The organism is Lapidilactobacillus luobeiensis (assembly GCF_024345205.1).
Classification (GTDB): Bacteria; Bacillota; Bacilli; order Lactobacillales; family Lactobacillaceae; genus Lapidilactobacillus; species Lapidilactobacillus luobeiensis.
The window spans coordinates 1-19,169 of the sequence record NZ_BROC01000034.1; the positions used below are offsets into that span (position 1 = coordinate 1).

A 19,169-nucleotide genomic window follows, 5' to 3' on the forward strand; every position below is an offset into this window, starting at 1 on the left:
GAACACAGAAGTTAAGCTTCTTAGCGCCGAAAGTAGTTGGTGGGAGACTGCCTGCGAGGATAGGGCGTTGCCGCGCTCGATTCCGGTTTAGCTCAGTTGGTAGAGCGCTTGACTGTTAATCAAGATGTCGTCAGTTCGAGTCTGACAACCGGAGTTTATTCTGGAGAGTTGTCCGAGTGGCCGAAGGAGCATGATTGGAAATCATGTATACGGGTAATCCTGTATCAAGGGTTCAAATCCCTTACTCTCCGTTGATTATTCTCCGGTTCTACCGTTAAGCCCCTGATTATGTTGATCAACATAATCAGGGGCTTTTTTTCGTTGTTTGAGTTCCGAGATGAACAAAGAGCCATAATTGCGAATAGGCATGGTGGCCGGGCCGGGTAAAGAGAAAACAGTCGCTTCGCACCAGCAAAGCGACTGTTTAAATCAACCGTTTCTGATTGCAAAGGGAAAAAGCACGGCTGAACTTAGATAAAACTATTTCAATTAAGCACAAGAATTTCTATGAGACAACTTCGCTATTTTGGGCAACGGAGAGTAAGGGATTTTAACCTTGGTGTACGGTTGAACAAGGCCGAACCACGGGGCGAGCTCGTCATTAACGTGACGGAGAAGGAGGGATTTGAACCCTTGGCCCGGATTTAATCGCGGTGGCCCGCTGATTGATCCAATCAAGCAAGCGTTGGTAGCTGGTCTTGAATGTCTTGGGCAACCTTTAGGGCACGCGTGATGATTGCTGCGGTCAAAGCAGTTTGGTCGTTAAAATCTGGCTGGTCAACTAAGACAACTTCAAGGATCGCGTATTGGGGCATCGCGGTTTGGTCCTTGTTCCAGATGGTATCTTTGAGCGCTTGCCAATATTTGGCTTGAACCGCGGCGTTTTGTCCTAGGAGCCAAAGTTCAAATCGCATTTCACGGTGATTAAGCACGAGCCCAAAGCGCAATTTTCTGCGCTGGAGGGCGGGATTGTAAAAATAGAAATAGGTATAATCCATGAAGCCGGGGTAGACGTTGCCAAATGTGTATTGTCCGCCGGCATTTTTAGCAAGGGAAGTCTTTAATAAAGGTAGATATTTCCGTAAATAAGTATACGCAATTGGGACATCACCCTGAGCCAATTGCTGCTGATAGGTGTTGATATAGTCATTGATGCTCGGATTCATGATCGCTCAGCCTCCTAATTTGATCAACGGCTCAGCTCAGCGCTTATCTTGGTGGGGTACGGGTGATTGCATCAATTTATCAACGTAACCGCCAAAATTTTACTGCTGTTGCTAAACCGCTCGTGTTAAACCTATTGTAAGTTACTTTGGGAAAAGATGGAACAAGCAGCCGGACAGGAAATCATTCAAGGCAATAAAAAACACGCCACGATTCAGGATCGGGCGTGTTCCTCAGGTGATCATATCATGAAGTTATCGGCGTAGTCTTGGTCGTTTTCAGAGCCTTCATTACTGGGTCCATGGCAGTCTGCTGCTTTAGCGCACAGCCATTTTGCGGAACCGCCGCATCCCCATTACGCCCATCAAGATAGTGAAGGCTAAGATCCCAAGGAGGCTATAGGTCAGGGGCATCGCGTTGCTGGCGCCCAACATGGTGTGGCGCAGCGCTTCGTTGATGTAGACCAACGGATTGACTAGGACGAGAACCTGATAGAAAGGTAGTTTGACCAACGCGCTCCAGCTAAAGAAGATCGCCCCGGTGAAAATCACGGGCATCAGGAAGCCAGGAAACATTGCGGCGATCTGATTGGGCTTGACAATAGTTCCGACGAGTAGCCCCAAAGCGGCGGAAGCGAAGGAACTAAGCAACAGGATCAAGAATAATAAGAAAATATTACCGGTGGTTAGATGGAGCCGCAATGATTGCCCCATGAAAATCAGCGAGATCGGTAGCACGAGCAAGGCGCCGATCCAAGACTCGATCATGCCGACGAACATTTTCGCCCAAGCGGTGACCATGACGGGGACGGGCGCTTGCAGGCGGTCTTCGATCTCCCGCGAGTTGTTGAAGTCCATTGACAGCGGGACGGCGGTGCCGTGGATTCCCGTGATCAAAAGGCTCATGCCGACCATTCCCGGGAAAAGATCGTTAGGGAAGCTGGCTGGTAAAACACCGATCTTGGGCAAGACGTAACCGTAAGTTAAAATCAAGATAAAGGGTAACATCACGACTCGAAAAATAAATTCAGCCCAGTTCCGCCATTGGATCAATAGATCGCGTTTGACCATGATCCAGAAAACGTTGAGTGTTGTCTGATTATGCATGGGTCTTGACCTCCATTTCAGTGGGATGTTCCGTCACATGAACGAAAATATCGTCCAGACTAGCGAAACTCAAACGAATATTCTCAAGTTTCACGGGCTGTTTTTCGAAAATCGGCAGCACCTGTTGCAGGATCTGGTCATTGGTATTAGGGAAAATCGCCAAGTTTTTCTCGTCCTTTTGCAGGATTTCCTTGATGAAAGGTTGTTGATTCAATTCCTGCAAGAGTGGCGCTGTCACCGCATCGACGGTAGCATAAACGATGCTGGCGGCAGGCACCAATTGACGTAATTCGGGGATCGTGCCCAGTGCCCGGATCTTGCCTTGTTGGTAGATCGCGACATGGTCGGAGAACCGTTCCGGCTCCTCCATGTAGTGGGTGGTCAGGAAAACGGTGGTTTGTTGCTGACGATTTAGGCGCAACACATGATCCCAGAGGATTTCCCGATAGGCCGGATCCAGCCCGGTAGTCGGCTCATCGAGGAATAGAAGTTGCGGTCGGTGCATAATGGCCCGGGCGATCTTCAGGCGTTGGGCCATCCCGCCGGAGAAGCTCTTGACATAGTCCTGACGCCATTCGCTTAGTCCGAAGTCCGCCAGCAATTCATTGGCGCGTTGCTCCGCGGCTTGGGTGGTCATGCCAAAATAGCGGCCGTGGTAAACCAAGTTCTCAAACGCGGTCAAACCACGGTCCAAATTGTTATGTTGGGCCACGATCCCGATTTTGCGGCGAGCGTTGATTGGATCGGTGCGGATATCGCGACCCGCGATCTTGATCGTACCAGAAGTGGGGGTCAATTGGGTGGTGATCATATTGATCGTGGTGCTTTTACCAGCGCCGTTGGGTCCCAAGAAACTAAAAATCTCCCCAGTTTCCAAATGAAAACTAATGTCATCGACGGCAACATGTTGGCTGCCATCTGCTTTTTTAAAAACTTTGCGCAGATTCTGAACTTCCAAAAGTGGCTTGGTCATGGCTTTTCCTCCTGTGTCTACAATTGTAAACTTGATGATAATAATTAGTTTACAACCGTAAACATAAAAAGTCAATAAAAAAAGGTGAATTCCCCCGGTTGGCTCGCGAGCATCAGACTAGCCGAAATTTTTGAGAGTGGGCCAATGCCTCTAGAGCCAGGCGCGGCTGGGCGGAAAAAGCTGAGGTGGCGAACGGAACAAGATCCAAAAAAACTGCCGACAATGATCGTCAGCAGTTCCATCTGGTTCTATGGTTTGATTTTTGTGACCAAGTAGCGCCGCGCTTAACGGGCGCCATTTTCACCGAAGGCTTGGTCTGGCCAGAGTCGTTGGACTAAGTAGTCACATTCGCTCCAAGTCCAATCTTCGTTGGTCGTCAGCAATTCGTAGCGTTCACCACTGATGGAGAAGCGATATTGACCGCCTTGGAAGCCGTTGCGTAAATAGAAGTTACGCCGACTGAGACGTTGGGTGAAATTCTCGGCGTGGCGGTCAACGATTTCAATGTCTAAAGCCAAGTTGCGACCGGCTGCCAGCTCTTGCACTTTTGCTAAGATCTGGGTGCCGTAACCTTGGCCGCGTAGATTGGGGGCAACGGCGAAGTAGAGCAGGTAAACGGTATCGCCCACGGTGGTCAAATAGGTGAAGCCAATGAACGTGTCTTGATCGTAATAAGCAACGCATTGGATCTTGCCGATCAGTACTTGAAACTGGAGCGAAAGGTAAGGGCTCCGCTCTACAGCGGGAAACGCGGTTAAGTAAAGTTGGTGGATCTGGCGATTAATTGACCAGTCCTGCCATGAAATACGGTGGTACTTTATCTGAGACAACAAGTAAAACTCCTATCGAAAAATATTGGGTCAAATGATTCAACCGATTAAATTGATTGAATAAAAAAATTAAGATAACCTAATACTAATGATAGTGATGATTGGCTCTAAAGTCAACTAATAAGTTTTCTGAAAAATAATCGGTGTTTTCAACCGATTTCATTAGTTGATTTTGCTGGTTTTACGAGACAGCCAGACCTAGCTACTTTGTGGGTGTCAAGGCAACCGCGAAAAGCCGGCTTATTTGGTTGAAGGTTGGCTGCTAACTTGCGCCTGCGCTGCGGCCAAGCCATCTGGAACGATACTGTCAGGTTGGGGATCGACAAGCAACTCGGCGTAGTGCGCGACTTTGCGATCAATTAGTTTCAGGTGTTGTTGTAATTCGCGGATCTCGGCTTGCGTGCGGGCTTGTTGCGTTTTCATCAGCCGATAGCGTTCGGGGACTGTTTCCACGCCGGCTTGCACCAGACGCAAATAGTGTTGGATCTCGGCGATGGGCATGCCTGTGGCGCGCAAACAGACAATGATCTGCAACCATTCTAAGTCGATCTCATTGAAGACGCGATTATTGTTCGCGTCGCGCTGAACAAAGGGGAGCATTCCCTGATCATGATAATAACGGATGCTGTAACTGGTGATGTGCATTTTTTTAGCAACTTCTTGGATTGAATAACTCATAGCGAACTCCTTTTCAAAGCGAATTTCAAACAACTAGGCGTCTTTGCAAACGGTCCCGCTGAAAAAATAAATTTAGCCCTTGCCTTCTAGTTAGTCTAAGGTGTTAAACTGATTTTTGCAAAGAAAAGGAACCCATTACTAAAAATCAATCCACAATGGGTTCGGAAAGTAGGATAATAACAATGAAAAATATTTTGATTATTGGAGCAACCGGTTCGATCGGTCAAGCGACCCGGCAACGTTTCTTAGCAACAACGACCGATCATTTGACCTTGTTTGCGCGGCACACCGACGCTTTAAAAATCGATCCACAGAGGGAACGGATTATCAGCGGCGATGCTGGTGACCCGCGACAATTAGCTGCGGCATTAGAGGGTCAAGATGTGGTTTTCGCGGCTTTGAGCGGCGATTTGCCTAAATTTGCCCGGGCGTTGATCCAGGCGATGACGCCGACGTCTGTGCAACGGTTGATTTTCATCAGTTCGATGGGAATCTATAACGAGATCCCGGCTAGCGTTGGCGCTAGCGGCAACCTAGCCCACAATCCGATGTTACGGCCATATCGACAGGCCGCCGACTTGATCGAAGCCAGTTCGCTGGCGTACACGATCATTCGGCCCGGTTGGTTTGATAATGGGAGCGCCGCCTACCAGATCACACAGAAGGGCGAGCCTTTTGGCGGTCATGATGTGGCCCGGGCGGCGATCGCAACGGTGGTCGTGGCCGCGGCGGACCAAGATCTATACTTGCGGGAGAGCATCGGACTGAATCGACCGGAGTAAGTTCGCTGCGAAAGAGTGTGACCCAGCCCGGGTAGCTTCAGAGCATTAGCCTAGCGACCCTTTTGGAGGCTGGTCTATGCCTCCGGAAGAGTTGCGTAGCTAAGGGGAAGAAGCTGGGCTGGTGAACACGTTTAAAAAGAGTGTGACCCAGCCCGAATAGCTTCAGAGCATTAGCCTAGCGACCCTTTTGGAGGCTGGTCTATGCCTCCGGAAGAGTTGCGTAGCTAAGGGGAAGAGGCTGGGCTGGCGAACACGTTTCAATAGAGCAGACCGCCTCGTCAGAAAAATTGGAGGATGCGACGATGTTTGATTTTTGGGGGCGACCACGGACGATCGATCAACCGATCCGTGATCGCAAAATCAGTTGGTTGGAATTGTTTTATGATTTGATTTTCGCGGTGGTCTTGGCGCGGTTGACCGATGGGGTGCTTGCCAATTGGTCGTGGTCAACTTTAGGGGCTGCGACTTTACTTTTTTGGTGGTTCTTCTGGGGTTGGAATGAAACTTCCAGCTATTTCGACAATCATGGTAATGGCGCGCCTTTAAACGTGGTGATGATCAATTTACAAATGATCTTGACGGGGATCGGCGCACTATTTATTGATGAGGCTTTACGGGGTCATTTCAACAAAATCACCCTGGTCTTGATGTCGATCGAGCTCTTAGCCGCGGGAATCTGGTATTGGGTCGCCTATTTCGATCCGATCCATCGGGCGGCGTCTACCGTTTGGGCCAACGTCCATTTGGTGGCGTTGGCTTTATTAGGGCTGAGCTTGTTCTTGCCGCATTGGGGCCAGCTGGGGTTGTTGGTGCTGGCCTTACTGCTGAATTGGGGCGATATTTTCTTCACTAATCCTAATCTTGAACGAGAATATCAACAGACGGAAATGGTCCACCAATTGAAGGATTCGCTGATTGAGCGGTACGGCCTGTTGACGATGATCGCGTTAGGCGAGATCATCGCCGGTCTATCCACGGCCTTGGCCGGAAAAGATTCGGGCAGCGAGATTTTGACCTTTAGCTTGAGCATTGTGTTGGTCGCGCTGATCAGCGGGAGTTATTACCAGATCATAGGTGAGCTTCATTTGCGGTTTAGCTCTTCGATCCGTGCGTTGGCCACTGGCTGGCTATTCATTGGTGAGATCTTCTTGATTTTCCTGCTGGGTCTAAGTTTACATTTCCTGCTGGAGCGGGCGACTCTAGCAATCAAACTGATTTTCGTCGGGTTGATCTTCGCCACCTTAATGGTGATGTGGCTGATCGAATTAATCGCGGAGTGGCGGCAATCGCTGCAGTGGGGCGCCGCCTTGCGCTTCAAGGGTATGGTCCTGTTCGCCTTGGTCTTGGCCGCATGGCTACCGCGGCTAGGCCTGCTGGTTGTGACTGATCTGGTTTTGGCGCTGGTCATTATCCATGGTCGCCGCCGCATCAAGCGCGCCTGACCTAGCCGAACACGAGCCGCCGGGTCCCGCACGCCAACGTCAAAAATAACTTCAAAAAAATAATTCCAAAAACTTTGCTTTTCCTCTTGCCTTGAAGTTCACTTCAAGCTTTATACTGGGTTCATTGAGTTAGCCACTGCATGGTGATTGACGACGCGTCTGGCTCAACTGGTCTGTTAGGCCAGTCAACACATGGTGATTGACGGTGTATCTGGATCGACCGACCGAGTTGGGCCAGTTAGCACATGGTCGCTAGGCAGTTCGATCTTGACTCGTTGGACGAACACTCAGGAAAAGGAGATTTTCAAATGAATTTATTGATATTAGCAGCAAACGGGCAGATCGCCCGGATCGTGGAACAACGGATTTTACAGGAACCTGCGTTTGCCGAGGTCAAGTTGACTTTAGTGTTGCGCCGGATTCAACGCTTGGCCGCATTGGCCGCGAATCCTCGGGTCAATCTGATTGAGGGTGACATCAGTGATCCTGCGGTTTTGGATCAGGCAATGGCAGGGATCGACTTGGTCTTCGTCGCCGTGGTCGATCACGATGGTCAAAATCGCCCCACCAAAGCCATTATTCAGGCAATGAACGCGCATCACGTTCAGCGAATCATCGCCACCAATATTCTGGGTATCTACAATGAGGTGCCCGGCGAGTTTGGGCGTTGGAATCTGGCCAGCGTTCAAAGTGGCTTGGCGGCGGCGATCAAGGCGGACCAATTGTTGGCGGCGTCTGGATTGGATTACACGACTTTGCGGTTGCCTTGGCTGAATGATCGGGATGAGGTCAAGTATACCGTGACGCATCGGGCTGACCCATATTTGGGTGTTTCTGGGTCACGCCAGAGTATCGCTGACGCGGTTTTGCAGATTGTTGCCGATCCCACGCGCTTTAGTCGCGATAGCATTGGTATCGCGGATCCGGCGACGCAAGGCGAAGATCGCCCCGTTTACTAGGAATCCCCAGGAGAAAGGTCAAGCGATGCCATGATGAAAATAAGCGAGATCGCCGCAAAATACGCATTGCAACCTGATCAACTGCGCTACTGGGAGCGCATGGGCTTAATGCCGCCGGTGCCGCGAGATGATCAGGGGCAACGGCAATATCGGTCTCAAGATGAGCTGTGGCTCCGATTTATTCTGACTTTTAAGGCGGCGCAGATCAGTGATGACTTTCTGATCGAATACGCGTCATTGGCGCAGGCGGGACCGCAAGCTGCGCCGGCCCGACAGGATTTTCTGCAAGCGGAACTGGATCAGCAAGTGCAAAGCTGTCAGCGTTTGACGGCGATGGCGGGCTTAATGGAACAACGGTTGAGCGCGAGCGCGAGGCCGATGAGTTCGCACTGATCGCTGATTCGCTGCAACTGGCGCTGGTTATGCTATGATAAGGATAAACGAGGTGAATGACATGAATATTGCCCAAGTTAGTCAGAAATTCGGGGTCACCAGTGAAACATTGCGGTATTGGGAACGACTGGGTTTATTACCGCGGATCCCGCGGAATGAAAGTGGTTATCGAACTTATGGTGAGCTTGAAATGAATTGGGTCTTCTTCGTTAAAGTCATGCGCAACGCTGGCATGTCGATCGAATCACTGATTGAGTTTATCAACCTTTATCGGCAGCAAACCGATTCCCGTGCGGCCCAGAAGGAACTATTGATCGAACAGCGGGATAAACTGGTCGCCCAGCAACAAGCAATCGCTAAGACGTTGAACTATCTTGACTTTAAGATCGACCATTTCGAAGAACACGTCTTGACTTACGAAAATGAGAAGCTGTCCTATGATCAGCCCACCGCTTTCGATCAGGCCGCCAAGACGGCTGGTGAGCGGGATTAGACTGTTTCCGCAGTAGTTTTACTTCCGCTAACAGTAAATACTTAAACTAACGATGATCCAGCGTTTGCCAACGTTGCTCATCGTTTTTTTGGTTGCATGCGGGAATCATTGGCCGCTAATCTGGGAACGCCTTAAAATTATTTCTAAAGACGGCCAGCTAATAGTCTGAAATAATTCTGCAAATGACGTATCATTAGGAAGTACAGGCAGCGGCTGGCTTGATTTGTTGGAAAAGCCACCGCAGCAGTTGAGTCGCTTGCGGCGTTGATCGCGAAAGGAAGTTTAACGATGAAAGCAGTTGTTGTGCGTCAACCAGGTGGTCCCGAAGTTTTGACTTATACCACCGTGCCAACGCCCACGGTCAAACCTGGGTGGTCCTTGGTCAAAATCATGGGTTTTGGCATCAATCATTCAGAAATCTTTACTCGGGAGGGACAGTCACCCTCAGTCCAATTCCCGCGGATCTTAGGCATCGAATGTGTCGGCGTCATCGCGGCGACGACCGCGCCGGAACGGTTACCCCTAGGGCAGAAAGTGATTTCGATCATGGGCGAGATGGGCCGGGCGTTTGATAGCAGTTACGCCGAATATGCCTTGTTGCCCAACGCTCAATTGTATCCGGTGACCACGGACCTACCTTGGGCAACCTTGGCGACCTTGCCGGAAACTTTCTACACGGCTTTTGGTTCCTTGAAGAATCTTAAAATCAGCGCCACCGATCGCGTCTTGGTGCGAGGCGCGACCAGCGGCGTTGGCGTCGCGTTCGCGCAACTATTGCGTGGCGCTTTTCCCCAGATCAAGCTGGCGGGGACCAGTCGCAAACTCAACAAGGCGGCGCAATTAATGGCAGTTGGCTTCGATGAGGTGATTGAAGATCGCCAAGGTGCGTTACAAACGACAGCGACTTTTGATAAAATCTTTGAATTGATCGGGCCGGCGACGGTCAAGGATAGTTTCAAGCATCTACGCGAAGGTGGAATCGTTTGTAGCACCGGCCAATTGGGCAAGCAGTGGTATTTGGAGCAATTCGATCCAATCACCGATATTCAGCGGAATAGTTATTTGACCAGTTTCTATTCGGGCAATGTGGATCAGGCCAAGCTGGACGAGTTGTTAACGTTCGTTCAGACGCGCCAGATCCCAGTCAAACCGGAGCGAATCTTTTCCTTGGCAGAACTGCCTGACGCTCATCGTTATTTACAAAGTCAGGCTAGTTTTGGTAAAGTAATCGTATTGAACACGCCAGATCGGTCATGAGTGAATCGATCTGAATGAAGGAGTAGGATGGCAATAATGACCACAAGCAAAACCAAACAGCGCCTACAGATCTATGCGCGCACAATGACTATCGATGGTCAAACTTGGCTATTAGGGGCGACCGAAACGGCGTTGGTCTTTGTCGGATTTCCTGATCAAGCGGCCAATCAAATCGCGGACTTCTTTCCCGAAGCGGAGATCCTACCTGATACCGCAGGCTACACAGTGGCGGCCGGGGAGGCCTTGCAAGCTTATTTAGCTGGTGATCAAATGACTTGGTCCTTGCCTTGGCAAACGGCCGGCACACCTTTCCAAGAACGGGTCTGGGCGCAATTGCGCCAGATCCCTTATGGCACGACCACGACTTATCAACAGATCGCCACCGCTATCGGACAACCTGGGGCCAGTCGGGCGGTGGGCAGTGCCGTGGGGGCGAATCCCTTGTTAGTGGTGATTCCTTGTCACCGCGTCGTTCCCCAAGCCGGTGGTATTGGGCAATATCGTGGCGGTGCGGCTTTGAAGCAACAGCTTTTAGCCTTGGAGGCCCGCTCTCACTAGTTGGGCATTAGGTGTGGCCCAACCACTTTCTCACCAGCACCGTGCGACTAAAAAATGCTCGCGCGGCAGCAGTGTTGATCGCCAACATTCGCTTTTGTCGCTAGAACGTCAAGTCAAGCAGCCAATTTTTGGCTGCTTTTTTCGACTAATGAGCCTCAGGTGACATTTTTGTTAGGTGAATCCACTACAAAACAGGGTTCAGTTAAGCTACCATAATAGATAGTACCAATCAAATATTAGTTCAGCCAATATTAGTTCGGCCACTATTAGTCTAATGAATGTTGGTCTAGCTTGATGACTGGACGGCTAAGCGGTTGGGTTTGATCAGCCGACTCAGTAATTTGGTTTAAATGGAGGAGAATTTATGGCGACTGTTTTACAGATCGAAGGTTTAACAAAATCGATCCATGGGCACCCGATTTTAAGTGATGTCCAGTTCAAGGCACAAACTGGGCGCATCGTTGGTCTGCTTGGCCCTAATGGCGCTGGGAAAACCACCACTTTAAGGATCGCGGTCCAATTGATGCACGCTGATCAGGGCACGGTCAAGGTCAATGATTTGGATGTCACGAAGGATTTCACCGCGGCAATCGAGCAAGTCGGCGCGTTGATCGAAGCGCCGGACTTTTATACTTATTTGACTGGGCGGCAGAACTTGCGGCAATTGGCCAATATGTCACACCAAACCATCAGCGCCGCGGACATCGACCGGGTTTTAGCGGAGGTTGGTCTAACTGAAGCCGCCGATAAAAAGGTCAAGACTTATTCCTTAGGGATGCGGCAGCGGTTGGGGATTGCCCAAGCGATTTTCCATCAGCCGAATCTTTTACTGCTAGACGAGCCGCTAAATGGTCTGGATCCCCAAGGCGCCCATGATTTGCGGGAAGTCCTTCGCCAAATGGCAGCCAAGGGCGTGGCTGTGGTGATTTCCAGCCACATGCTGTCAGAAATCGACCAAGTCGCCGATGATCTCGTCGTGATGGATCATGGCCGTGTGATTTTTGATGATAAAATGAGCGCGCTGAAGCAAGCTCAATCACGGCGGGTGATGTTGCGAACGCCAGATGAAGATGGGGCCAAGCAGGTCTTGGCCGCAATGAGTCTGACCTATGATTATCAAAATGGCGAATTTGCGATCAGCTGGCCGCAGGAAAAAGGGCCAGTACTGCCCCTGGCGCAGGCGCTGTTCGAGCAACGCATCTTGATCACCGAGCTCCATGAAGTTGACGCTAGTCTGGAAGAATCCTTCCTGAATTTCGTTAAACAACATGATGCGGGCGCGGCCCAAACAACTAAGGAGGCCCCTCATGCTTAAATTAGTCCGGAATGAATTACAGAAAATTTTCGCCAAAAAATCGTCGTGGATCTTGATGATCATTTTACTGGGCATCATGACCTTGTCTTGCTGGGTCGTTGCGGCGGTCACTCCCAAAGCTGATGGCGTCGTTCTTTTCTCAGTGACCACCTCGTTCAATTCCTTCGTCACGATTTTCGCGGTGGTGATCGCCGCAATCAGCTTGACCGAAGAATTCTCAAAAAATACGATCAAGATCCTGTTGACCCGACCATACAGCCGCGGCCAAGTTTTGTTCAGTAAGCTAGTGGCGATCATGATCTACACCCTTTGCTTGAGCTTGGTGACTTATGCGGGCAGTATCTTGATCGCGATGCTCTTCGGCAATGCCAACGGTCTAACTACTGTCAGTAAAGACTGGCAGAATTTGACCCCATTGTTGAGCGGCTTTTACGCGACCCTCAATAATTATGTTGTCACCTTGTTTTATATCGGTTTGGTTTTCATTTTCGCTGGCGGCTTCCGCTCATTGGGCTTGGCCGTGACCATGGGCGTTGGGTTGATCTGGTTGGGTAGCATGGCCAGCAGCCTGCTGAGTGGTTTTATCATCTGGAAAAAGTTGTTCTGGTTGAAATGGAACCCGCTGACCCAATTATATTTGAACTATCGTTTTGGCTCAGCCGTGATTCCTATCGAGGACAAGCTGGACGTTGGTTATTGGCCAAATTTAATTGCTGTCTTGGTCTACACGTTGATTTTCTACCTGATTGCCAACTGGATCTTCTCAAAGCGCGATATTTCATATAGTTAAACTCACCTTAGCAAAACCCAAAAACCGTTGTCAATTGGACAGCGGTTTTTTTGTACGGCGGCGATCTGTTCATTCATTGCCTCTTCCATAATCATCAGATGAATTATTGTATTTCATCTGACAACCATAAAGGGATTATCGCAAAAATGCTATTCAAAGATATTGGCTTTTTTGCAATTTCGATGATAAAAGCAAGTAACTTAATGGAAAAAATAGGAAAATATTTCAACTGAATAGGACTAGGTTTAACTCTAAATATTATCATTTTTAGAAAACGGTAGAATGCTTGTTCAAATTAATAACACTAACAAGATATATGTACCACGCATAATAACTAATTTGTCTAGCATTAGATCGATTGTTCTAATTGCCTGATATTTAATTTAAATTTTTTGAATGATGCCCTTGACTTAAACTATGGTTTAAGCCCTATACTAACCACAACTATTAAAAGGAGTATAATTATTATGTCAAATAAAACATGGATTGTTACTGGTACTTCAACTGGTTTTGGTAAGGAACTCGCTGCTCTGTTAGCTCAACAAGAAGATGTCAACTTAGTGGCAACGGCTCGGCACACTGACCAATTAGATTATCTAGATCAATATGACCATGGGCAAATTTTGAAGCATAACTTAGATGTTACTAACTCTGATGAGATCAAGGATACTATTAATAATGCTTTGGAAAAGTTCGGCACGATTGATGTGTTAGTTAATAATGCTGGACTTGGTTACTTTGCCACCTTTGAAGAAAGTGACTTAAAGGAAGCAAAGTACATGTTTGATGTTAATGTTTGGGGACTGGCAGAAATGACCCAAGCCGTATTGCCCACAATGCGGAAACAACGGTTTGGTGCCATTGTTAACTTTTCTTCAATTGGTGGATTGGCTTCATTCCCAATTTGGTCTTTCTACCACGGAACTAAGTATGCCGTTGAAGGGATCAGTGAGTCCATTGCCAAGGAAACCGCTGACCTTGGTATTAAGATGATGATTGTGGAGCCTAGTGGTTTTCGGACTGATTGGGCTGGTCGTTCCTCAAAGAAGACGATGCCAACGCACGACGACTACCAAAAGTTTGCTAAAGACATTACGACTAACGCAGCAGGTGCCCACCACGAACCCGGTGATCCTAAGGCTGCTGCTAAGATCATCTATGATGAAGTAACGGATAACTTTGCTGACTTACCATTGCGGTTGCCACTCGGGAAGTTTTCAGTTGACACGGCAATTGAAAAATACGAGAATACTCTCAAGGAATTTAAGAAGAGCCGTGATCTATCAATCTCGGCTGATCAACCAGAAAAATAAGGAGGCTGACGACGGTGCGTGAAATTGAAAAGTTAGATGCTGGGCAAGAATATTATTTTCTCGATCCAGAAGTTGTCGAACGGAAAGCAAAGAGTGCAACGGTATCGGAAGAATTTAACGCAATTTCTTCAAGTGACCTAGCTGCTCAAGAGAAAAAAGCAAAAGAAATCCTGGGTTCCCACGGTAAACGAGTTTCGATGCAGGCGCCAATTCACTTTGATAACGGGAAGAACATTCATGTTGGTGAAGACTTCTTGAGCAACTATAATCTAACAATTCTCGATATCGCACCAGTCAACATCGGTCATCATGTGATGATTGGTCCCAATGTTGATATCTACACTGTTAACCATCCAACAACAGCAATCGGTCGTCGGGAGTACCTGGCCCAGGCGACACCAGTCAATATTGGTCATGATGTTTGGATCGGTGGTCGCGTAGTTATCCTGCCCGGCGTGACGGTTGGTAATAATGTTGTGATCGCTGCAGGAGCGGTAGTTACACACGATATTCCAGATAATAGTATCGCTGCTGGGGTTCCAGCAAAGGTAATCAAGCATTTAGATGAATAAGTATGATGTTGTCATAGTAAATAAATATTAAAGGCTGAGTATATTCCCAGTCTTTTTGCGTATGAGGTGAATTAAAATGACTTATGCAATTGGTGATGTCGCGGAAATCATGGGGATTGCCCCGTCGACCATCCGCTATTATGATAAACGAGGCTTATTGCCGTTTGTTGACCGTGATTCAGCAGGACGCCGGCAGTTTAAAGATAATGATTTTAACTTTCTTCAAGTCATTGAGTGTATGAAGAAGAGTGGCCTTAAAATTGATGAGATTCGTGACTTTGTTGAGATGTGCATGCAAGGTGATATGACGCTGGAAGATCGCTATAACTTTCTTGATCGTGAAGAACGGGTTCTGATGGAAAAGATCGAAACCCTCCAGCAACAGTTAGATTTTCTGCGGTATAAGAAGTGGTATTATAAAACATCATTGGAGGCCGGAACAGAACAGGTTCATTTTGATCAAGCAGGGAATGTCGATGCTAACACCCGAGAAATTTATGAACGAGAACTGGCTAGCTGTGGTGATATTCGACAATTGATTGACTATCATAAAACGACAAAAGAGACGGAGTAATTATCGTGTTATTTAAAAATTTAAAGAAGGGGCAATCAATCCAGTGAAATTGCGTATCGGCGCAGAAAGCAATTGCGTGTAACACGTTTCCACCCCCCAGCCCGACCTGGAGCCCCACCACATCTGCAATCCACGGGTGGGAATCGCCTGATTTGACTGCTTTACTGAGTTCATCAAGCAAACTGCACTGGTGTCACCAATTTAAAGATCATAACCACTAACCACGGTCGTCAATTGCGGTGCTCCCCATCAATTGGCCATAGCTTGCCACTTGGCGTGAGTGCTCAAACGGCTGTTATAACGTTGAGCGGCTGGAGCGGAGTGTGGTGTTGAAACGTGTTCGCCGACCTAGCTTCTTGCGCTTAGCTACGCAATTATTCCGGAGGCATAGACCGGCCTCCAAAATATTTGCTAGGCTAATGCACAGAAACTGACCAGGTCGGCTCGCACTCTGGGCGTTGGTGGGTCGTTTACTAGTTGGCGGAAGGTCGGGCTGGGGGTGAGTCAGCCGCGATATTATTGTTGGCGATTTATCGCCTACAATAAGGCCGAGTTTTGAGATTTTCGGCGTGTTTCCGAAAAGCTCAAAATCGTGCCCGCCGCGTTCCACCACCCCCAGCCCGACCTGGAGCCCTACCACATCTGCCAACCACCAACGCCACGCGCAGCGTAAGCTGCGTGCACACTACTACCACCAAGTTTACTTCAAGTTGACAAAACGCCCCAAAAGTTAACAGCAAGTCCATTGCCGCCGGCCCAGCGAACAGGTAAAATGAAGCTAAACAATGATGAAGCTAAACAAATGAAACTAAACAGATGAAGCTAAGCAATCAAGCAAACAATCAAGGGGGAGGCAACACCATGCATTTGCAGATCGGCGCGGTGATCAGCGCCCAGCGTAAAACCGCTAAAGTGACCCAGCAAGAGCTGGCCGATTTCATTGGCGTCTCCAAAGCTTCGGTCTCCAAGTGGGAGAATGGGCAAAGCTATCCTGATGTGACCCTGCTGCCACTTTTAGCGGCCTATTTTGACATTAGTGTGGATCAGTTATTGACCTACAATGCCCAGTTGACCACCACGGAGATCCAACGCATTTACCAGCAATTGAAGGCGGAGTTCGGCCAGCAGGATGGGGCGGTTCTCCTGAAAAAGATCCATGACCTAGTCCGCCAGTATTATTCCTGTTATCCGTTTGTGTTGCAAATGGGGTTATTGCTGGTGAATCATTTGGATTATTTACCGGGCAAAGATGCCGCCGAGAAACAGAGAACCTATTTGACCGAGGCCCGGGCCTTATTTGAGCGGGTCAAGAATGCGGCCGGCGATCCGGAGTTGGTCGTGCAAGCGCGGAGCTATCAGGCTTATTGTGATCTGATGCTGCATCAGCCAGAGCAAGTTTTAGCGGCATTAGGGGAGTTCGTGCCCGCGACGATCCCACCAGAGTCATTGATTGCCGGCGCCTTTCAACAATTGGGACGCAATGATGAGGCGCTGCGAACGGTTCAAAGTGCATTATTCCAATATTTGACTGAATTAATGAGTTTGCTGACCAATTCGTTGTTGCTCTTAGGCGATCAGCCGGCAAAATTCGCGGAAACCTACCAACGAACTTGGCAGTTGGCCACAGCTTTTTCCTTTCCCAAGATTCATCCCGTCGTGGTCCTGAATTTCTTGCTCGGTGCTTGTCTGGGGTTTGCTCATCAGCGGCAGATCGCGCTACTCAGTCAGGCGCTAACCCGGTTTGAAACGGTGCTGCGCCAAGTCGTGGTGCCAATCAAGTTACAAGGGGATGCTTACTTCGATCGGATCCAACCGTGGCTGGATCAGTTGGAGATCGGACCGCAAACGCCCCGCAATAGCAATCATTTACGTCGCGATCTCCTGCGCGTTTTGTTGGGGGACCCGCAGATGCAAGCCTTGGCGAAAGAGCCGGAGCTTGCGCCACAGCTTCAAAAACTACAAACCTTATTGGAGGTCGAACAACATGACGAACCTGCAGAATAACAGTCAATTTTTCATGGAAAATCTGCCTATCCTGATTCCCTTGATCTTGTTGGAATTTGGGCTAATGATCGCGGCGGTGATTCATGTCCTCCACCATCCTCATTACCGTTTCGGCAACAAGATCCTCTGGTTAGTGATCGTGGTGGTTTTCCAGATCATTGGGCCAGTGGTCTACTTTGTGTTTGGCCGCGGTGACCAGGCATGAGTTTGCTGGAATTGCACCAAGCTGGGAAAAGTTTCGGGAGCCAACAAGTCTTAAATAATTTAGAGATGGCTGTCCCCGAAGGCGCGATTTTTGGCTTTGTCGGCGAGAATGGCGCCGGTAAAACCACGACGATGCGGCTGATCTTAGGCCTGGAACAACTGGATCACGGCACGATCCAGATCGCCGGCCGCCCCGTTGAATATGGCGGCGCGACTACCAATCAGTTGACCGGTTATTTGCCTGATGTGCCCGCGTTTTACGATTATTTGACGGCGGCAGAATATTTGCGATTGTGTGGTCAGATCACGGGACTGCCCCAGGGTGAGTTGGACACTCGGATCAAAACAATGTTGACTCGGGTTGGTTTAGCGACGGGTTCGCGGCGGATCAAAGGATTTTCTCGGGGAATGCGGCAGCGGCTGGGAATCGCTCAAGCGCTATTGAATCAACCTCGTTTATTGATTTGCGATGAGCCTACTTCCGCGCTTGATCCCGAGGGACGGAATCAATTTCTGGAATTACTAGCCAGTTTACGCGGGCAGACCACGGTTTTATTTTCGACCCATATTCTCGCGGATGTGGAGCGGATCTGTGATCATGTGGGGATCTTGGATCAAGGGCGACTGCAAGTTTGTGATACGCTGACCGCCTTGAAGCAGCAGTATGCCCAGCCCCAATTGATCTGGCGCTTTGCTCAGGTCGACGCGGCCAATCGCTTCGCCCAGGCATTGGCGGCCCAGCCCAACTGGGGTCAAGTGACGACGGCCACCCAGCAAGTCCGTCTCGCTTATCAAGGCCCAGCCGAACCCTTGATCCGGCGGGCTTGGCAGTTGCTGTTGCAAATGGACTTAACGCCATTGGCCATGGAACAGGTGGCGCCTTCCTTAGAACAGATCTTCTTAAAGGTGGTGGGGCAACCATGACATGGATCATGATCAAAAAAGAAGCTCGCGAAGCCTGGCGCTCGCGGCGTTTCTTGATTCTGTTGATTGTTTTTCTGATTTTCGGGCTGATGAATCCCTTAATGGCCAAACTGACGCCAGAAATCATGAAAATGAGTTTTGGCAAGCAATTCTCAGTGCCGGCACCGACTTCATTGGATTCGTGGACCCAGTTTTATAAAAATAATAGCCAGATCGGCATCTATTTACTGGCGATCATTTTCGGTGGTACCATCAGTGGTGAGGTCAATCGCGGCACACTGGTCAATTTGGTGACCAAGGGATTGCCGCGGCGAACGGTGATCGTCAGTAAGTGGCTGGTGATCACAGCGGAATGGCTGCTGGTGGCGCTGGTTTCGTTTCTCGTCACCTGGGGCTACACCGCTTATTATTTTCCCGATCAAAAAAGTCCCCATCTTTGGCTGGCTTTCTTGCCGTTGCTGCTGTTTGGCTGTAGCTTGACCGCGCTGATCGTGTTAGCCTCGACTTTGGCGCGCAATAGTTACGAAGGCTTGTTCATGGTAATCGGCTACACCATTGTTCTATATTTGCTGAGCCTATTCACTGATTTCAAGCATTATAATCCTCTGTCACTGATCAATCATAATCTGACTTTCTTGACCAAGGCAGGTAGCTTAACGCCTTATTGGCCGGCCCTGCTGGTGACTGGCGTTTTGGGGGCGCTGGCTTTGCTTGTAGCCAATCTGAAGTTTGCCCGCAAGCAACTTTAGTCCCACGACTTTTAGCCAGTTGGTTCTAGCTGACCGACTTTGGTTCAGTGGGGGCCACTCAAATCAGCTTTTATTTGTTCAAGCATCGT

At 49.1% G+C, this 19,169-nt stretch carries 21 protein-coding genes, 2 tRNA genes and 1 rRNA gene; 19 read left to right on the top strand and 5 right to left on the bottom strand.

The features are described 5' to 3' along the window. The 3 genes from rrf to OCU21_RS10050 form a co-directional block, all read left to right on the top strand. Nucleotides 1–76, top strand: a 5S ribosomal RNA gene (gene rrf, locus OCU21_RS11325); the annotation flags it as partial. 5 nt (nt 77–81) lie between these two features. Beyond that, nucleotides 82–154: transfer RNA gene (locus OCU21_RS10045), tRNA-Asn, on the top strand. Nucleotides 155–162: 8 nt separating this feature from the next. Then, a tRNA-Ser gene (locus tag OCU21_RS10050) sits at nt 163–251 on the top strand. Nucleotides 252–674: 423 nt separating this feature from the next. Here OCU21_RS10050 and OCU21_RS10055 read toward each other — a convergent pair. From OCU21_RS10055 to OCU21_RS10075, 5 genes are all read right to left on the bottom strand, one after another. After that, the gene (locus OCU21_RS10055) at nt 675–1,166 is read right to left on the bottom strand and encodes a DUF7000 family protein (RefSeq protein WP_261807275.1); all 492 of its coding nucleotides are present in this window, start codon (nt 1,164–1,166) and stop codon (nt 675–677) included. Between the two features lie 315 nt (nt 1,167–1,481). Further along, nucleotides 1,482–2,270, bottom strand: a complete 789-nt coding sequence (locus OCU21_RS10060) for an ABC transporter permease (RefSeq protein ID WP_261807276.1) — start codon at nt 2,268–2,270, stop codon at nt 1,482–1,484. Beyond that, nucleotides 2,263–3,243 (bottom strand): ABC transporter ATP-binding protein, encoded by a 981-nt coding sequence (locus tag OCU21_RS10065; protein ID WP_261807277.1) that lies wholly within the window; start codon nt 3,241–3,243, stop codon nt 2,263–2,265. Before OCU21_RS10065 ends, OCU21_RS10060 begins: the two co-directional genes overlap by 8 nt. A gap of 284 nt (nt 3,244–3,527) precedes the next feature. Then, nucleotides 3,528–4,073, bottom strand: a complete 546-nt coding sequence (locus tag OCU21_RS10070; protein WP_261807278.1) for a GNAT family N-acetyltransferase — start codon at nt 4,071–4,073, stop codon at nt 3,528–3,530. Between the two features lie 240 nt (nt 4,074–4,313). Further along, on the bottom strand, nt 4,314–4,751 hold the full coding sequence (locus OCU21_RS10075; protein ID WP_261807279.1) for a MerR family transcriptional regulator: 438 nt from the start codon (nt 4,749–4,751) through the stop codon (nt 4,314–4,316). A gap of 182 nt (nt 4,752–4,933) precedes the next feature. Between OCU21_RS10075 and OCU21_RS10080 the strand changes: the two genes are divergently transcribed. The 16 genes from OCU21_RS10080 to OCU21_RS10155 all read left to right on the top strand — a co-directional run bounded on the left by OCU21_RS10080 (nt 4,934) and on the right by OCU21_RS10155 (nt 19,080). Next, complete coding sequence (locus tag OCU21_RS10080; protein ID WP_261807280.1) at nt 4,934–5,533, top strand: NAD(P)H-binding protein; 600 nt, start codon at nt 4,934–4,936, stop codon at nt 5,531–5,533. Nucleotides 5,534–5,835: 302 nt separating this feature from the next. Then, nucleotides 5,836–6,975: a low temperature requirement protein A gene (locus OCU21_RS10085; protein ID WP_261807281.1), complete on the top strand. Its 1,140-nt coding sequence runs from the start codon at nt 5,836–5,838 to the stop codon at nt 6,973–6,975. A gap of 308 nt (nt 6,976–7,283) precedes the next feature. Beyond that, complete coding sequence (locus OCU21_RS10090) at nt 7,284–7,934, top strand: NAD(P)H-binding protein (RefSeq protein ID WP_261807282.1); 651 nt, start codon at nt 7,284–7,286, stop codon at nt 7,932–7,934. A 30-nt stretch (nt 7,935–7,964) separates the two neighbouring features. Further along, complete coding sequence (locus tag OCU21_RS10095; RefSeq protein WP_261807283.1) at nt 7,965–8,327, top strand: MerR family transcriptional regulator; 363 nt, start codon at nt 7,965–7,967, stop codon at nt 8,325–8,327. A 61-nt stretch (nt 8,328–8,388) separates the two neighbouring features. Further along, complete coding sequence (locus tag OCU21_RS10100) at nt 8,389–8,820, top strand: MerR family transcriptional regulator (protein ID WP_261807284.1); 432 nt, start codon at nt 8,389–8,391, stop codon at nt 8,818–8,820. A gap of 288 nt (nt 8,821–9,108) precedes the next feature. Further along, the gene (locus OCU21_RS10105; protein WP_261807285.1) at nt 9,109–10,077 is read left to right on the top strand and encodes a zinc-binding dehydrogenase; all 969 of its coding nucleotides are present in this window, start codon (nt 9,109–9,111) and stop codon (nt 10,075–10,077) included. Nucleotides 10,078–10,113: 36 nt separating this feature from the next. Then, nucleotides 10,114–10,635, top strand: coding sequence for a methylated-DNA--[protein]-cysteine S-methyltransferase (locus OCU21_RS10110; RefSeq protein WP_261807286.1), 522 nt, complete (start codon nt 10,114–10,116; stop codon nt 10,633–10,635). 364 nt (nt 10,636–10,999) lie between these two features. Beyond that, nucleotides 11,000–11,950 carry an ABC transporter ATP-binding protein gene (locus OCU21_RS10115; RefSeq protein WP_261807287.1) on the top strand — a complete coding sequence of 317 codons (951 nt, stop codon included), beginning with the start codon at nt 11,000–11,002 and terminating at the stop codon, nt 11,948–11,950. Then, nucleotides 11,943–12,740 carry a DUF2705 family protein gene (locus OCU21_RS10120; RefSeq protein ID WP_261807288.1) on the top strand — a complete coding sequence of 266 codons (798 nt, stop codon included), beginning with the start codon at nt 11,943–11,945 and terminating at the stop codon, nt 12,738–12,740. The genes OCU21_RS10115 and OCU21_RS10120 overlap by 8 nt, the downstream gene beginning before the upstream one ends. Before the next feature lie 467 nt (nt 12,741–13,207). Beyond that, a complete protein-coding gene (locus OCU21_RS10125; protein ID WP_261807289.1) occupies nt 13,208–14,053 on the top strand; it encodes an SDR family NAD(P)-dependent oxidoreductase in 846 nt (281 codons plus the stop codon). A 14-nt stretch (nt 14,054–14,067) separates the two neighbouring features. Next, nucleotides 14,068–14,625, top strand: coding sequence for a sugar O-acetyltransferase (locus OCU21_RS10130; protein ID WP_261807290.1), 558 nt, complete (start codon nt 14,068–14,070; stop codon nt 14,623–14,625). A gap of 76 nt (nt 14,626–14,701) precedes the next feature. After that, the gene (locus tag OCU21_RS10135) at nt 14,702–15,199 is read left to right on the top strand and encodes a MerR family transcriptional regulator (protein WP_261807291.1); all 498 of its coding nucleotides are present in this window, start codon (nt 14,702–14,704) and stop codon (nt 15,197–15,199) included. An 861-nt stretch (nt 15,200–16,060) separates the two neighbouring features. Continuing rightward, nucleotides 16,061–17,203, top strand: coding sequence for a helix-turn-helix domain-containing protein (locus OCU21_RS10140; protein ID WP_261807292.1), 1,143 nt, complete (start codon nt 16,061–16,063; stop codon nt 17,201–17,203). Then, the gene (locus OCU21_RS10145) at nt 17,193–17,408 is read left to right on the top strand and encodes a PLD nuclease N-terminal domain-containing protein (protein WP_373875488.1); all 216 of its coding nucleotides are present in this window, start codon (nt 17,193–17,195) and stop codon (nt 17,406–17,408) included. Before OCU21_RS10140 ends, OCU21_RS10145 begins: the two co-directional genes overlap by 11 nt. Further along, nucleotides 17,405–18,331 carry an ABC transporter ATP-binding protein gene (locus OCU21_RS10150; RefSeq protein ID WP_261807294.1) on the top strand — a complete coding sequence of 309 codons (927 nt, stop codon included), beginning with the start codon at nt 17,405–17,407 and terminating at the stop codon, nt 18,329–18,331. The genes OCU21_RS10145 and OCU21_RS10150 overlap by 4 nt, the downstream gene beginning before the upstream one ends. Beyond that, nucleotides 18,328–19,080 carry an ABC transporter permease gene (locus tag OCU21_RS10155; RefSeq protein WP_261807295.1) on the top strand — a complete coding sequence of 251 codons (753 nt, stop codon included), beginning with the start codon at nt 18,328–18,330 and terminating at the stop codon, nt 19,078–19,080. The genes OCU21_RS10150 and OCU21_RS10155 overlap by 4 nt, the downstream gene beginning before the upstream one ends. Nucleotides 19,081–19,169 lie beyond the last annotated feature (89 nt).

Bases quoted from the DNA above. Each gene is read 5' to 3' on its own strand.
- OCU21_RS10110 (WP_261807286.1), top strand. From the start codon at position 10,114: ATGACCACAAGCAAAACCAAACAGCGCCTACAGATCTATGCGCGCACA.
- OCU21_RS10075 (WP_261807279.1), bottom strand. From the start codon at position 4,751: ATGAGTTATTCAATCCAAGAAGTTGCTAAAAAAATGCACATCACCAGT.
- OCU21_RS10120 (WP_261807288.1), top strand. From the start codon at position 11,943: ATGCTTAAATTAGTCCGGAATGAATTACAGAAAATTTTCGCCAAAAAA.
- OCU21_RS10115 (WP_261807287.1), top strand. From the start codon at position 11,000: ATGGCGACTGTTTTACAGATCGAAGGTTTAACAAAATCGATCCATGGG.
- OCU21_RS10080 (WP_261807280.1), top strand. From the start codon at position 4,934: ATGAAAAATATTTTGATTATTGGAGCAACCGGTTCGATCGGTCAAGCG.
- OCU21_RS10060 (WP_261807276.1), bottom strand. From the start codon at position 2,270: ATGCATAATCAGACAACACTCAACGTTTTCTGGATCATGGTCAAACGC.
- OCU21_RS10140 (WP_261807292.1), top strand. From the start codon at position 16,061: ATGCATTTGCAGATCGGCGCGGTGATCAGCGCCCAGCGTAAAACCGCT.
- OCU21_RS10055 (WP_261807275.1), bottom strand. From the start codon at position 1,166: ATGAATCCGAGCATCAATGACTATATCAACACCTATCAGCAGCAATTG.
- OCU21_RS10095 (WP_261807283.1), top strand. From the start codon at position 7,965: ATGATGAAAATAAGCGAGATCGCCGCAAAATACGCATTGCAACCTGAT.
- OCU21_RS10065 (WP_261807277.1), bottom strand. From the start codon at position 3,243: ATGACCAAGCCACTTTTGGAAGTTCAGAATCTGCGCAAAGTTTTTAAA.
- OCU21_RS10125 (WP_261807289.1), top strand. From the start codon at position 13,208: ATGTCAAATAAAACATGGATTGTTACTGGTACTTCAACTGGTTTTGGT.
- OCU21_RS10150 (WP_261807294.1), top strand. From the start codon at position 17,405: ATGAGTTTGCTGGAATTGCACCAAGCTGGGAAAAGTTTCGGGAGCCAA.
- OCU21_RS10100 (WP_261807284.1), top strand. From the start codon at position 8,389: ATGAATATTGCCCAAGTTAGTCAGAAATTCGGGGTCACCAGTGAAACA.
- OCU21_RS10085 (WP_261807281.1), top strand. From the start codon at position 5,836: ATGTTTGATTTTTGGGGGCGACCACGGACGATCGATCAACCGATCCGT.
- OCU21_RS10090 (WP_261807282.1), top strand. From the start codon at position 7,284: ATGAATTTATTGATATTAGCAGCAAACGGGCAGATCGCCCGGATCGTG.
- OCU21_RS10155 (WP_261807295.1), top strand. From the start codon at position 18,328: ATGACATGGATCATGATCAAAAAAGAAGCTCGCGAAGCCTGGCGCTCG.
- OCU21_RS10135 (WP_261807291.1), top strand. From the start codon at position 14,702: ATGACTTATGCAATTGGTGATGTCGCGGAAATCATGGGGATTGCCCCG.
- OCU21_RS10105 (WP_261807285.1), top strand. From the start codon at position 9,109: ATGAAAGCAGTTGTTGTGCGTCAACCAGGTGGTCCCGAAGTTTTGACT.